10 protein-coding genes and 1 tRNA gene are annotated in these 15,713 nt (G+C 42.4%); all 11 read right to left on the reverse strand.

Annotated features, from left to right (window positions below; all coding sequences use genetic code 11):
* Nucleotides 1-150: 150 nt before the first annotated feature.
* Nucleotides 151-675, reverse strand: coding sequence for a DUF6586 family protein (locus JMX75_RS08150; protein ID WP_201531950.1), 525 nt, complete (start codon nucleotides 673-675; stop codon nucleotides 151-153).
* Nucleotides 676-894: 219 nt separating this feature from the next.
* Nucleotides 895-5,115 carry a DNA-directed RNA polymerase subunit beta' gene (gene rpoC, locus JMX75_RS08155; RefSeq protein ID WP_133104815.1) on the reverse strand — a complete coding sequence of 1,407 codons (4,221 nt, stop codon included), beginning with the start codon at nucleotides 5,113-5,115 and terminating at the stop codon, nucleotides 895-897.
* Between the two features lie 151 nt (nucleotides 5,116-5,266).
* Complete coding sequence (rpoB, locus tag JMX75_RS08160; RefSeq protein WP_201531951.1) at nucleotides 5,267-9,385, reverse strand: DNA-directed RNA polymerase subunit beta; 4,119 nt, start codon at nucleotides 9,383-9,385, stop codon at nucleotides 5,267-5,269.
* Between the two features lie 752 nt (nucleotides 9,386-10,137).
* The gene (gene rplL, locus JMX75_RS08165; protein ID WP_011514491.1) at nucleotides 10,138-10,509 is read right to left on the reverse strand and encodes a 50S ribosomal protein L7/L12; all 372 of its coding nucleotides are present in this window, start codon (nucleotides 10,507-10,509) and stop codon (nucleotides 10,138-10,140) included.
* 126 nt (nucleotides 10,510-10,635) lie between these two features.
* Nucleotides 10,636-11,163: a 50S ribosomal protein L10 gene (gene rplJ / locus JMX75_RS08170; RefSeq protein ID WP_011514492.1), complete on the reverse strand. Its 528-nt coding sequence runs from the start codon at nucleotides 11,161-11,163 to the stop codon at nucleotides 10,636-10,638.
* A 403-nt stretch (nucleotides 11,164-11,566) separates the two neighbouring features.
* Nucleotides 11,567-12,268, reverse strand: a complete 702-nt coding sequence (gene rplA, locus JMX75_RS08175; protein WP_011514493.1) for a 50S ribosomal protein L1 — start codon at nucleotides 12,266-12,268, stop codon at nucleotides 11,567-11,569.
* A complete protein-coding gene (gene rplK / locus JMX75_RS08180) occupies nucleotides 12,269-12,700 on the reverse strand; it encodes a 50S ribosomal protein L11 (protein WP_010201717.1) in 432 nt (143 codons plus the stop codon).
* A gap of 91 nt (nucleotides 12,701-12,791) precedes the next feature.
* Entirely contained in the window at nucleotides 12,792-13,322 is a 531-nt protein-coding gene (gene nusG / locus JMX75_RS08185; protein ID WP_011514494.1) for a transcription termination/antitermination protein NusG, read from the reverse strand.
* A gap of 71 nt (nucleotides 13,323-13,393) precedes the next feature.
* On the reverse strand, nucleotides 13,394-13,882 hold the full coding sequence (gene secE / locus JMX75_RS08190; RefSeq protein WP_201531952.1) for a preprotein translocase subunit SecE: 489 nt from the start codon (nucleotides 13,880-13,882) through the stop codon (nucleotides 13,394-13,396).
* A gap of 51 nt (nucleotides 13,883-13,933) precedes the next feature.
* Nucleotides 13,934-14,009: transfer RNA gene (locus JMX75_RS08195), tRNA-Trp, on the reverse strand.
* A gap of 322 nt (nucleotides 14,010-14,331) precedes the next feature.
* The gene (gene tuf / locus JMX75_RS08200; RefSeq protein ID WP_011512793.1) at nucleotides 14,332-15,522 is read right to left on the reverse strand and encodes an elongation factor Tu; all 1,191 of its coding nucleotides are present in this window, start codon (nucleotides 15,520-15,522) and stop codon (nucleotides 14,332-14,334) included.
* Nucleotides 15,523-15,713 lie beyond the last annotated feature (191 nt).

Genomic DNA, 15,713 nt, shown 5'->3' on the forward strand with positions numbered 1-15,713 from the left:
AAAAGGCTGGTTCAGTAAACACTGAGCCAGCCTTTTTTATAGGACATATTTCAATTGCATTTAATTTTGTGCCCTACTCAGCTTAAAGGTAGCAGCTAATCATTAAGTACTCATAACGAAGCTTTGAAAATATAATCTAAGCCATAAGAACTAAAATTCCACCATACCAGCACGTAGCTGCTCAATCAGCTCCAAAAACTGTTGGCGCCATTCACGTATGGTCGCATCATCTGGCAACCATTGATTGGAAAGTGTTACTACATTGACAATCAAATCAGGCATTTGTTTTTTGTCGTCAGCCGCCTTATCCACCGAATGCTCAGATATCACGGCATATAGACAACGCTGATAGGCATGTTCTATATCAGCCAGAAATCCTTGCTGCTGTAACTGCTTTAGACGCTGCACTTCAGGTGATACTTGCGTACGCTCGATCAGTGCTTCTTCGATATCTAGCAATGTCGGCGTCGTCAACGTTATATTATAAAAGTGACCAAGCTCTTGTAAAAAAGCTAAAAACGTACCGTATAGATGAAAAATAGCGGTCTCACAATGTGCTTGATATAACTGCTTGTCAGTCGTGTCTGCAGCGGCTTGACAGGCAAGGCGGCAAAAATACAGCTTTTGATTGGTACGGTCAGCTTGATATTTGGCAACGCGAGTTTTATCTGCCATGCGCTTATCCTTTTTAGTGAGTACTGCTAAAAATAATCGGAAATTACGAATACTTATGAATACTAGAGCCAAAATCTCTAACTATTTAAGTTATGCAGTGTACTATTTTATCTCATCATTTCCCAAGAAAAAACTTGTTGTGATGGAATTTTAAAGCAAAAAAAGCCAGCAACTTAGGCTGGCTTTTTTATTTATTCAAATAACTAAATGCTATCTAGTTTAATGATTACCTTGATTCAATTCTTGAGCAAAGGCTTCATCGAAGCTTGCAAAGTCTGTCGCATCAGTCGTTGCTGACATATCAAACGCCGCATTTAAGTCTTTATCTTGCAGTTTTTGCTCTGCTTTTTCTTTACGAGCTTTATGATAAGCAAGACCAGTACCAGCCGGAATCAAGCGACCAACGACTACGTTTTCTTTCAGACCACGTAACTCATCCACTTTACCAGTAACCGCAGCAGCCGTTAGGACACGAGTCGTTTCCTGGAACGATGCGGCTGAGATAAAGCTTTCGGTTGCCAAACTTGCTTTAGTAATACCAAGTAATTGACGCTCAAACTGCACTGGGAATTTATCTTCCGCTTCCAGCTTGGCATTCAGTGCTTTGATATCAGCATATTCTACTTGATCACCTTTAAAGTGGTTTGAATCGCCGCCATCAGTAATCTCAACTTTACGCAACATCTGACGAATAATAACTTCGATGTGCTTATCGTTAATTTTTACACCCTGCAGACGATAAACGTCCTGTACTTCGTTAACGATATAGTCAGCAAGCGCGGTTTGTCCTTTCAGACGTAAGATGTCATGCGGATTTTGTGGACCATCAGCAATAACCTCACCACGAGCAACCGTCTCGTTTTCGAAGACGTTAATCTGACGCCATTTCGGGATCAGCTCTTCATGAATCTCACCATCTTCATTAGTAATAATGAAGCGATTTTTACCTTTAGTTTCTTTACCAAAGCTAACAACACCCGTCATTTCAGCCATGATAGCGTGATCTTTTGGACGACGTGCTTCGAATAAATCAGCTACACGTGGCAGACCACCGGTAATATCTTTAGTACCTGAAGACGCTTGTGGTACACGACCTAGAATCGAACCAGCTGCAACTTTCTCACCGTCGCTAACGCGAATGATGGTTTCAGCAGGTAAGAAGTAAACGACTTCTTTACCTTCGTCTGTGTTCAAGATAATCGCCGGACGTAAGTCTTTTGCTGAGCTTGAACGATCTCGAGTAGCTAGAATCTCAAACGAGCTCATACCAGTCGCATCATCAACTTTTACGGTAGCAGTTAAGCCATCAGTAATCTCACTGAAACGTGCGGTTCCCGCGAATTCTGTAATAATAGGATGCGTGTGCGGATCCCACTTAGCGATGGTTTGACCACCTTCAACTTGGTCTTCATTTTTTACAAGAACGCTTGAACCATAAGGTACTTTATAGCGCTCACGCTCACGACCAAGCTCATCGGTCAAGGCGATTTCAGCTGAACGCGATACGATAACCAAATGACCATCGGTATGCTGTACAGTCTTCATGTTTTCAAAATGCGCTTGACCAGCACTACGAACTGAAATGCTGTTGTCCACAGAAGCAGAACTTGCCGCTCCACCAACGTGGAAAGTACGCATAGTCAACTGAGTACCAGGCTCACCGATAGACTGCGCCGCCATAACACCAACAGACTCGCCGATATTCACTTTATGACCACGAGCAAGGTCACGACCATAGCACTGTGAACAAACGCCATGTTCGATATTACAAGTAATCACTGAACGTACCCAAATATCATCGATTGCATTGTTATCTAGTACTTTAACCCAATGCTCATCGATCAACGTACCCGCTGGAATCAAGATTTTTTCAGCATTATCGTTATAAGTGACATCACGTGCCGTTACACGACCTAGTACTAGCTCGCCCAACTTCTCAATGATCTCACCACCTTGGATATGTGGCTTCATGAGCAAGCCTTGCTCAGTACCACAGTCATCACTGGTAATAACCAAATCTTGTGCTACGTCAACTAAACGACGCGTCAAGTAACCTGAGTTAGCTGTTTTCAATGCCGTATCCGCAAGACCTTTACGCGCACCATGCGTTGAGATAAAGTACTGAAGTACGGTCAAACCTTCACGGAAATTCGCTTTAATTGGTGTTTCAATGATTGAGCCATCTGGCTTAGCCATCAAACCACGCATACCAGCAAGCTGACGAATCTGGGCGGCACTACCACGAGCACCAGAATCTGACATGATAAAGATAGAGTTAAATGACTTCTGCTCTTCTTCTTCACCTTTAGCGTTGATAATTTTATCAGTCGCTAAGTTGTCCATCATCGCTTTAGCGACTTTGTCATTGGTACGTGACCAAATATCGACCACTTTATTATAACGCTCACCAGCCGTTACAAAGCCTTGCTCAAATTGGTCTTCAATTTCACGCACTTCAGCTTCAGCGACTTCGATGATTTGCTTTTTCAGTGGTGGAATAACCATGTCATCGATACCGATAGACACACCAGATAGTGTCGCTTGTGCAAAACCAAGATACATCAATTGGTCAGCAAACATAACACTTTCTTTTACGCCCACTTTACGGTAGCAAGAGTTGATCAGTTTAGAGATATTCTTCTTAGTCATCTCTTCATTACATTCGTCAAACGACATACCAACAGGCATGATGTTCCAGATTAACAAGCGACCAGCAACGGTATCTTTGATACTCGTCTCTTTAGTACGATTGCCATCATCATCAATATGTGTTTCAGTGACACGAACTTTAATCTTGGCGTTAACATGTAAATCGTTTGAACCAATCGCACGCAATGCTTCATTAACGGTAGCAAAAATCATGCCCTCGCCTTTGGCATTTACTGACGAGCGACTGATGTAATACAAGCCCAATACAACATCCTGTGATGGTACGATGATTGGCTCACCGTTCGCAGGAGACAAGATGTTATTGGTCGACATCATGAGCGCACGAGATTCAAGCTGAGCTTCTAATGTCAATGGCACGTGAACGGCCATTTGGTCACCATCAAAGTCAGCGTTGAACGCGGTACAAACTAGAGGATGTAGCTGGATGGCTTTACCTTCGATTAGTACTGGCTCAAATGCTTGCAAGCCCAAACGGTGAAGTGTTGGCGCACGGTTAAGGAGTACTGGATGCTCACGGATAACCATGGCCAGCATATCCCACACTTGTGGCTCTTCACGCTCTACCATCTTTTTGGCAGCTTTAATCGTCGTCGCCAAACCATGAGACAATAGTTTGTTATAAGTAAATGGCTTGAACAATTCAAGTGCCATTTTCTTTGGTAGACCACACTGATGTAGACGTAGGGTTGGACCAACAACGATCACCGAACGACCAGAATAATCAACACGTTTACCTAGTAAGTTTTGACGGAAACGACCTTGCTTACCTTTGATCATATCAGCCAAAGATTTCAATGGACGCTTGTTACTACCAGTAATGGCACGACCGCGACGACCGTTATCAAGCAAGGCATCTACTGATTCTTGCAACATACGTTTTTCGTTACGTACGATGATATCAGGAGCACTTAACTCAAGCAGACGCTTTAAACGGTTATTACGGTTAATAACACGGCGATATAAATCGTTCAAATCTGATGTTGCGAAACGACCGCCTTCTAGTGGTACTAGCGGACGCAAATCTGGTGGTAGTACTGGTAAGATATTCATTACCATCCACTCAGGCTTGTTATTAGAATCACTGAATGCTTCTAATAATTTAAGACGCTTAGACATCTTTTTAAGCTTGGTTTCAGAACCCGTTTGCGGAATCGCTTCACGCAGCTCATCAATCTCTAAATCTAAATCGATATCTTTTAAAAGGTCTTGAACCGCTTCCGCACCCATTTTGGCAGTGAATTCATCGCCAAATTCTTCAAGGGCTTTATAATAATCTTCGTCATCAAGCAGCTGATACTTCTCCAAAGAAGTCAGACCTGGCTCAGTCACGATGTAGCTTTCAAAATACAAAACGCGTTCGATATCACGAAGTGTCATGTCTAGCAATAGACCGATGCGGCTTGGCAATGATTTTAAGAACCAAATATGCGCAACAGGGCTCGCTAAATCGATATGACCCATGCGGTCACGACGAACTTTAGCGGTCGTGACTTCAACGCCACATTTTTCACAGATAACGCCTTGGAACTTACGACGCTTGTATTTACCACATAAACATTCAAAATCTTTTACTGGACCAAAAATTTTGGCACAAAAAAGACCATCACGCTCAGGTTTGAACGTACGGTAGTTAATAGTTTCAGGTTTTTTTACTTCACCATGCGACCATGACTTAATAACGTCAGGCGATGCCAAGGTAATTTGGATGCTATCAAACTCATGGTTACCATTGCTGGTAGGGCTTTGCATGATATCGAGTAAATCTTTCAAGTTGCTTCTCCGTTATCTTTATAATCATCTGACAGCGTATTATGAGCGCGGCCACGATGAATGAAGGCAATGAATAGGGTTGAGACAAATTACTAAAAGCAGCAGCAATGAGCATACTGCCTTTAGTTGACAACTAAGTTAAACAACGGATTTAGTTGCTTTGTTTTAACTCAATATTGATACCCAGTGATTTGATTTCTTTGGTCAATACGTTAAACGATTCAGGCATACCTGGATCCATATATTGCTCACCATCGACGATGTTTTTGTACATACGCGTACGGCCTTCAACGTCATCCGACTTCACAGTCAGCATCTCTTGTAGCGTATATGTCGCGCCGTAAGCTTCTAGTGCCCAGACTTCCATCTCACCGAAGCGCTGACCACCAAACTGAGCTTTACCGCCCAATGGCTGCTGCGTCACTAGTGAGTAAGAACCTGTAGAACGCGCATGCATTTTGTCATCGACTAAATGGTTAAGTTTAAGCATATACATGTAGCCAACAGTTACTTTACGGTCAAATTTCTGACCAGTACGACCATCATACAACGTCTGTTGACCATCGCGATCCATACCAGCAAGCTCTAACAGATCTTTAACTTGGCTTTCTCTTGCGCCGTCAAATACTGCTGTGCCCATTGGTACACCAGCACGCAAGTTGTCTGCTAGCGCCATGATGTCGTCATCACTCAAGCTATCAAGATCAACTTGCTCACCGCCGACTTGGTTATAGATTTTGTCTAAGAAGTCACGTAAATCTTTGATCGCTGCTTGCGATTTGAGCATACCATCGATCTTCTCGCCCAAGCCTTTTGCCGCCATACCCAAATGCGTTTCTAGAACCTGACCGATATTCATACGAGATGGTACACCAAGCGGGTTCAAGACGATGTCAACGGTATTACCATTTTCATCATAAGGCATATCTTCGACTGGCATAATACGTGATACCACACCTTTATTACCATGACGACCAGCCATTTTATCACCAGGCTGAATACGACGCTTAACCGCTAGATATACCTTAACGATTTTTTGTACGCCATGTTGTAAGTCATCACCAGCGGTTAATTTGCGTTTTTTCTCAGCAAACTTCACATCGATGTCTTTTTGCTTATCAACTAAGTACTCAGCGATTTGCGTTAGACGCTCAGAGATTTCTTCTTCAACAGGCTGAATATCAAGCAAGGTCTCAAGGCTCATATCTTTCATATCAGCCAATGCCATCACTGTACCGGCTTTTAGACCTGAACCACCACTGACTTTTTGACCATCTAATAGATTACCAATACGACCACGAGCCGCTTCTTCAAAGATACGTAACTCTTCTTTTAAATCTTTACGATAGCTATCAAGCTGTGATTTTTCAATCGCTCTTGCACGTGCATCTTTTTCAACGCCGTCACGGGTAAAGACTTGAACGTCAATAACCGTGCCTTTGCTTGATGTTGGTACACGTAGCGACGTATCTTTAACATCAGCCGCTTTTTCACCAAAGATAGCCCGGAGTAGTTTCTCTTCTGGCGTTAGTTGTGTTTCACCTTTTGGCGTCACTTTACCAACTAAGATATCACCAGCATCAACTTCAGCACCGATATAAACGATACCAGCTTCATCGAGACTTGATAGAGCTGCTTCGCCAACGTTTGGAATATCCGCAGTAATCTCTTCGGTTCCAAGCTTCGTATCACGTGCCACACAAGTCAATTCTTGGATATGAATAGTAGTGAAACGATCTTCTTTAACTACTTTTTCAGACAGCAAGATTGAATCTTCAAAGTTGTAACCATTCCACGGCATAAATGCGATGCGGATGTTCTGACCCAATGCCAACTCACCAAGATCCGTCGACGGACCATCGGCCAAGATATCACCTACAGCAATAGCATCGCCTTGGTTAACGATAATACGTTGGTTGATACAAGTGTTTTGGTTAGAACGCGTATATTTAACGAGGTTATAGATATCAATACCGGCTTCACCAGCAATCATCTCATCTTCATTTACACGAACCACAACACGTGAGGCATCAACGTCTTCGATCACACCGCCGCGCTTAGCAATAACACAAACACCAGAGTCACGAGCAACGTGACGCTCCATACCGGTACCTACTAATGGCTTATCAGCACGTAGCGTAGGAACGGCCTGACGCTGCATATTTGAGCCCATCAAGGCACGGTTAGCATCATCATGCTCTAGGAATGGAATCAGACCAGCGGCTACAGATACAACCTGACTTGGCGACACATCCATATGCGTCACTTTTTCTGGCGGCATACGGACAAACTCACCATAGCTACGTACACTAACCATTTCATCAGATAACGCGCCATCGGCAGTTACTGGTGAATCAGCCTGTGCAATGACCGTACCTACTTCTTCAATCGCTGATAGATACTCAATAACGTCCGTTACTTTACCATCTACTACACGGCGATAAGGTGTTTCCAAAAAGCCAAAGCTGTTGGTTTTAGCAAAAGTTGCTAATGAGTTAATCAAACCAATGTTTGGACCTTCAGGAGTCTCAATCGGACATACGCGGCCATAATGGGTATCATGTACGTCACGTACTTCAAAGCCTGCACGCTCACGGGTCAGACCACCGGGTCCTAATGCAGACACACGGCGTTTATGCGTGACTTCAGACAATGGATTATTCTGATCCATAAACTGAGACAACTGGCTCGAGCCAAAGAATTCTTTAACCGCCGCAGCAACAGGTTTTGAGTTAATCAAATCTTGTGGCGATAAGTTATCAGATTCTGCTGAGCTTAAACGCTCTTTGACGGCACGTTCAACACGTACTAGACCAACACGGAATTGGTTTTCTGCCATCTCGCCTACTGAACGAATGCGGCGGTTACCTAAATGGTCAATATCATCGACTTCACCGCGACCATTACGAATCTCGATAAGCTCTTTTAGAACGTTAACGATATCGGCATTGGTCAATACGCTACGTTCACGCTGAATATCAGCGTCATCGGTATCTACAAAATCAAGACCTAAACGACGGTTAAACTTCATACGACCGACATTCGATAAGTCATAACGATCCGCGTTAAAGAACATGCTATCAAAAAGCTTCTCAGCAGTCTCAACCGTTGGTGGCTCACCTGGGCGCATGACTTTATAAATTTCAATCAAAGCTTCTTCACGGCTTGACGTGCTATCAGCACGTAGCGTATCGGCAATATAACTACCTTGGTCGATATCGTTAGTGAACAGAATGCTGAACTCTTTAATAGATTCACTGGCTTCAAACGCACTTAATTTAACCAATAATTCATGGTCAATCAGCGTGTTAGCACGAGCAATAACTTCATCATTAACGATGATGTCTTCAGCTAAAATACGCTCATATAAGTATTCATCAGGAATCGAGATTTTCGTCATACCTGCTTCTTCAAGCTGACGGATACGGCGAGCATTAATACGTTTGCCCTGCTCAACAACCACTTCGCCTGCAGGAGTAACGATATCGAACTGTGCCATCTCTCCACGTAAGCGATCAGCAACCAGATCAATCTCGAACTGCTCTTCGCCTTTATAAACTCTTACTTTATCAAAGAATAAATCTAAGATCTCAGAAGTGCTTAAGCCTAAAGCGCGTAAAATAATAGACGCCAATAACTTACGACGACGGTCAATACGAGCAAAAACCAAGTCTTTAGCATCGAACTCAAAATCTAACCATGAACCACGGTAAGGAATGATACGCGCGTTATAAAGCACCTTACCACTTGAGTGCGACTTACCTTTATCATGGTCAAAGAACACACCAGGTGAACGATGTAATTGAGATACAATTACACGCTCAGTACCGTTAATAATAAAGGTACCGTTAGCGGTCATTAATGGCATCTCGCCCATATAGACGCTTTGCTCACGGATATCTTTAATAGCCGCTTTGCTGTCTTTATCTTTGCTGTCTTTGTCTTTGATGATTAAGCGAATTTTGACACGCATAGGCGCAGCAAATGTCGAACCACGTAAGATACACTCACGCTCATCAAATTCAGGCGTACCTAAATAGTATTCAACGAATTGTAGCTCTGCGTTACCAGAGTGACTCTCAATTGGGAAAATAGAAGAGTATGCAGCTTGCAAGCCAGTATTCTCACGAGCTTTTGGCTTTTTATGCTCTTGCAAAAATTGCTCATAAGAATCTACTTGGATAGACAACAAATAGGGAATGTCCATCACAGTAGGCAATTCAGCAAAACTTTTGCGAATACGCTTTTTTTCAGTATAAGAATATGCCATCGAGAGTCCTTACAGTAAACGTGGAAACAAATTAAAATCGCGGCTGGCGTGCATAAATACTATGCAAACTAAGCGACGTAAACGATAATATAAAACAGGTGTTCTTTTTAAAGCACAGTTAATCTTTTTAGGGCGTTGTATCAATTACTATCTTAACAATCAGTGCTTGCTTTGCACTCTAAATACCATCTTGCTATCGTCATTTAAGTCAGCCTATATGACTGCTCAGAGCGAAAAATTCAATCTTAAAGTGTTGGCAATATGTCACTTTTAAAGCTTAAGTGACAGTTACTTTATCTAAATATAAATGCGACTAGCATTGTGTATAAACGATTTAACATCCAAACTGGTTACTGCCAAAATCAATATCGTCGCTGATATATACTGTCTACGAGCCTATATACTGACAGTAAAATCGCGCTAGAAAGCTTATTCAATAGTTTTTGATTAGTAATAAATAGGACAATTATAATGCTTATAAATAGTAATATTCAGAGTCAATATAAGTGATAATGTTAATAGAAAACGTGCAGACACAAAAAAATGCCAAACATCTATTGACGTTTAGCCACATTATCTGATTTCAATAACTACTAAGTGTGCTTGCATGTATATCGTCTGTCCTTTTGATGGGTATCCACCGTGTTGTTGCTTACGACTGTTGGCAGACACAAAAGGTCAAGCTAAGAATTATAGTAAAAAAAAGCTGATAATGCAAGGCATTACCAGCTTTTTTTCGTACTGCTGTTAAACTATTTTAGTTCAACAGTTGCACCAGCTTCTTCAAGTTTCTTTTTCAACTCTTCAGCTTCAGCTTTGTTAACGCCTTCTTTGATTGGAGCTGGAGCGCTTTCAACCAAATCTTTCGCTTCTTTCAGGCCAAGACCAGTAGCTTCACGTACGGCTTTAATTACGCCAACTTTCTTCTCGCCAAAGCTGGCAAGAACTACGTCAAACTCGTCTTTTTCTTCAGCAGCAGCAGCAGCAGGACCAGCAGCAGCAGGTGCAGCAGCAACAGCAGCTGTTACGCCGAATTTTTCTTCCATAGCGCTGATTAATTCAACGATATCCATTACTGACATTTCAGCGATTGCGTTTAACACGTCATCTTTAGATAGTGCCATGAGAACTCTCCGTTATCTGATAAAAATTAATTGATTTTAAAATCGCTTGGATTGCTTGCCAAATTTTCAAATAGTGTTGGCAATAAAGTGCAATCGGCGATGTCAAAGTTACGTTAAAACAAGCAATTAAGCAGCTTCTTTTGCGTCTTTGATTGCTGCAACAGTGCGAACGAACTTGCCAGGAACTGCGTTCATAGTCTGGACAAGCTTGGTCACTGGTGCATTCATAGTAGCCATCAAGATAGAGATTGCTTCGTCGCGAGTTGGTAGCTTCGATACGCGCTCTAGCTCTTCTGGACCATAAACAACACCACCAACTGATACCAATTTGGTCTCTAAAGCTTTGTGATCTTTGCTGAAGTCAAAAATGACTCGAGCGGCAGATCCCAAATCTTCCATAGAGAAAGCCAAAAGTAATGGACCAGTCATACGGTCTGACATGCTCTCAAATTTAGTGCCTTCAAACGCACGTTTTGCTAGGGTATTTTTTACCACTTTTAAAACGACGCCTTTTTCACGGGCTTGTTCGCGTAGCTTAGTAAGCTTTGCAACACCAATACCATGATATTCGGCAGCTACTGCTGAGTAAGCATTAGCAGCAACTTCAGACACTTCAGCCACAACTTGTTGTTTTTGCTCTAGCGTTAATGCCATAAGTTGACTCCTTTAATCTAATCAATCATCCTGTAATCTAAATTACAAACTAAGATTGACTTGATACGACACGTTACGAGTATATTTATTAAAAACAAATGTACTCATAACGACTGATTACGGCACCGTTATCAGAATGACATCAAGTGATAGGTTGCCCTATCGGCTCTTATCAACAACTGGGTGGGCCACCGTCTGCGTAGGACAATTAAGATTTTCATCTGTCATCGATTAACAACAGCAGCTCAATGTAATGAATTTTGATCTACAAGAGTCATAATCCATTTTACCAAACCGCTGTCTACCTACGGTCTTAGACAGCATAGCGTTTGCTACGCTGACCTAATTCTTTAAAATATTTTTTCCCATTATTCAAAATCGTTGAATAACAGATCATACTTAATTATTTCGCTGTGCGGTATGGCACTGGATCGATACTTAGACCAGGACCCATGGTGCTAGACAAGGTGATTTTCTTAATGAAAGTACCTTTAGAAGTAGCAGGCTTAGCACGTCTCAAATCTGAAATAAGTGCTTCAGCATTCTGGATTACTTGCTCAGCAGTAAAACCAACTTGACCGATAGTCGTGTGAATAATACCTGCTTTGTCTACACGATACTGTGCTTGACCCGCTTTAGCGTTAAGAACGGCTTCAGCAACGTTAGGCGTAACCGTACCGACTTTAGGGTTAGGCATTAGACCACGTGGGCCTAAGATAGTACCTAACTGACCAACAACACGCATTGCATCAGGAGCAGCGATAACCACGTCAAAGTCCATGTTACCGGCTTTGATTGATTCTGCTAGGTCTTCAAAACCAACGATGTCAGCACCAGCTTCTTTGGCGGCTTCAGCAGCAGCACCTTGAGCAAATACAGCAACGCGTTTGGTTTTACCAGTACCCGCAGGTAGATTGGTTGCGCCACGTACGACTTGATCAGATTTACGTGGGTCAACGCCCAAGTTTACAGCGATATCAATAGACTCTTTGAATTTAAGAGCTGGTAAATCGTTTAGGATTTGAACCGCTTCTTCGATCGTGTATTGTTTTTCGTGCTCAATACGGCTATTGATTTCTTTTTGACGCTTAGTAAGTTTACTCATTTACACACCCTCCACGGTAATGCCCATTGAACGTGCAGTACCAGCGATGGTACGAACAGCAGCGTCAAGATCAGCAGCAGTTAAATCTGCATCTTTAGTCTTAACGATGTCTTCTAACTGAGCACGGTCAACTTTACCGACTTTAGCGGTGTTAGGTGTACCAGAACCTTTAGCAATACCAGCAGCCTTACGCAAAAGGTAAGCAGCTGGTGGTGACTTCATGATGAAGGTAAAAGACTTATCGCTATATACAGTGATCTCAGTAGGAATCGGTAAACCCGGCTCTTGGTTTGAGGTCGCAGCGTTAAATTCTTTACAGAACGCCATAATGTTCACGCCTTTTTGACCCAATGCTGGACCAATCGGTGGTGAAGGATTTGCTTTGCCTGCAGGCACTTGCAGTTTGATGTAACCATCAATCTTCTTAGCCATGATACTCTCCTAAATGGGTAATAGCGCCAAATCAATGTGGTATAAACCTTATTGACTAACAGCTCCCCGGTTGATGAACTCTTTTGCTGATTTAATCTAGCTTCTCAACTTTACTAAACTCAAGCTCAACCTGAGTCGGTCGATTAAATACGTTTACAGTTAAATGTAATTTAGACTTTTCGTAATCCACTTTTTCAACCAACCCTTTAAAGTCAGTGAATGGACCATCGATAACCAACAACTCTTCGCCCGGCTCAAATAGAGTCTTAGGACGTGGGTCAGTTTCAGTCTGATTCAAACGGTTTAGAATACGATCAGCTTCTACTTCCGTAATCGGCGCAGGCGTCTCTGGCGTACCGCCAACGAAGCCCATAATACGTGGGCAATCTTTAACGATGTGCCAAGTATTGTCGTTCATATCCATCTGGATCAATACATAACCCGGAAAGAACTTACGCTCACTTTTACGTTTTTTGCCGTCTTTCATTTCGACGACTTCTTCAGTAGGTACCAATACATCGCCGAAAAACTCAGCGAATTCACTACGATTAATACGATCAGTTAATGAACGCTGTACTTGCTTTTCATATCCTGAAAATGCTTGGACAATATACCAACGCATATCACGCTCCTGATCATTATAAGTAAGTCGTTATCCATAAATCTTAGCTAAACAGTCGCTAATACGCGCCATTAACCAATAAATATGCCAACGAACCAATTAAAAAAGTTATCTAATAGCCAAACTAATAAACCAACAACCGCAATCATGACAATCGTTTGCCATGTATATTGGAAAGTTTCGTCTTTGCCAGGCCAAGTAACGCGGCGTAGTTCTACAGCAGCGTCTTTCAATAAAGTTTTAAATGCACGGCCCTGATTCGTCATTGCTAGACATAACAGCGCAAATACAAAAAGCGCAACGATAATACCAATACGTACCCAAAGGTCATTGGCAGGTTGCCAATAGCCGGGCAGATATTGATTAACTAACGTTGCACCAATTAAAACAACTGCGGCTAGTAGCCACAAAATCACATCTTTTACTGAACCCGTCTTAGCAATCTCAACAGCAGTCGTTTGATTACCTGCTGAAATATGCTTATCTTTGGACAGCATTCCACCAGTAACTGCCTTGGCATCAGATAACTTAGTCTCGAGGTTATCTTGATTCTTGCTCATAAAGAACTCACTTCGGAGATGGTGGGGTATGACAAAGATGTGATAAGAAGATGGCAGGCGATGTAGGACTCGAACCTACAACCCTCGGTTTTGGAGACCGATGCTCTACCAATTGAGCCAATCGCCTAGGGGTGTTAAGGCTGATAATTATACAAGGTTTTACTAAGAATGCAAGTTTTAAGACGATATTTTATTTGCTTAATACAATGAATCATTGCTTTAATGAAGAAAAGTCAGAAAATTCTGTTTAAAATCAAAAATAGAAGTCAAAATCTGAGATAGATTTATTGCTTTAAATTTTTAAACATACAGACCTTATTTTAATAAATACTAAATTGATTAGCACTTCTGCGATTTAGCAAACCATACCAAAAAAAAGCCACCCTCTTTCGAGGATGGCTTTTGACTAATTATTAACGACAATCAGATTACTCTGACAGCGTTAAGTATTAGTTCAATACGTTAGCAACAACACCAGCGCCTACCGTACGGCCGCCTTCACGAATAGCAAAGCGAAGACCTTTGTCCATAGCGATTGGGTGGATAAGCTCTACGCCCATCTCAACGTTATCACCAGGCATAACCATTTCAGTACCGTCTTGTAATTGGATTGCGCCAGTTACGTCAGTGGTACGGAAGTAGAACTGTGGACGATAGCCGTTTAGGAATGGTGTGTGACGACCACCCTCTTCTTTTGACAATACATACACTTCAGCGTCAAACTTAGTATGAGGAGTGATTGAACCTGGCTTAGCTAGTACTTGGCCACGTTGTACGTCTTCACGCTTAGTACCACGGAGTAGTACGCCACAGTTTTCGCCTGCACGACCTTCGTCAAGCAGTTTACGGAACATCTCTACACCAGTACAGGTGGTTTTTTGAGTGTCACGGATACCGACGATTTCGATTTCGTCGCCAACGCGTACGATACCAGATTCAACACGGCCAGTTACAACAGTACCACGACCTGAGATTGAGAATACGTCTTCGATTGGCATTAGGAATGCTTTGTCGATGTCACGCTCTGGCTCTGGGATGTAGGTGTCAAGAACGTTTAATAGTTCTACAACGGCTGGTTGACCATATTTTTCTTGTGAGCCTTTTAGGGCTTCAGTTGCAGAACCGTGGATGATTGGGGTGTCATCACCTGGGAAGTCATAGTCGCTTAATAATTCACGAACTTCCATTTCTACGAGTTCAAGCAATTCTTCGTCATCAACAACGTCGCACTTGTTCATGAATACGACGATGTACGGTACGCCAACCTGACGTGAAAGCAGGATGTGCTCACGGGTTTGTGGCATAGGGCCGTCAGTTGCAGATACAACTAGGATTGCGCCGTCCATCTGAGCGGCACCGGTGATCATGTTTTTAACATAATCGGCGTGACCTGGGCAATCAACGTGAGCGTAATGACGTGATGGGGTGTCATATTCTACGTGTGAGGTGTTGATGGTGATGCCACGTGCTTTTTCTTCTGGTGCTGAGTCAATAGACGCGTAGTCTTTGGCTTCGCCACCAGAGGTGATTGCAGCTACGGTTGCGATTGCAGCGGTAAGGGTGGTTTTACCGTGGTCAACGTGTCCGATGGTACCGACGTTAACATGTGGTTTTAGACGTTCAAACTTGGCCTTTGCCATGGGTATTTCCTCTTTTTTTAGGGTCAACTGCTTAATTTATATAAAGTAATTAAGTGAATACTGACCACATTAAGATAACTGTTAAAAGGGTGCACATACTAATGTGCAGATATTATAAGAAAATCACGAGCAATAACAAGTCTTTTAACCAATTATTGCTCGATTATCTACTGACAATATAGAGATATGTC

Origin of the sequence: Psychrobacter sp. LFX-11D (assembly GCF_904846475.1) — a bacterium.
Lineage (GTDB): Bacteria > Pseudomonadota > Gammaproteobacteria > Pseudomonadales > Moraxellaceae > Psychrobacter > Psychrobacter cryohalolentis.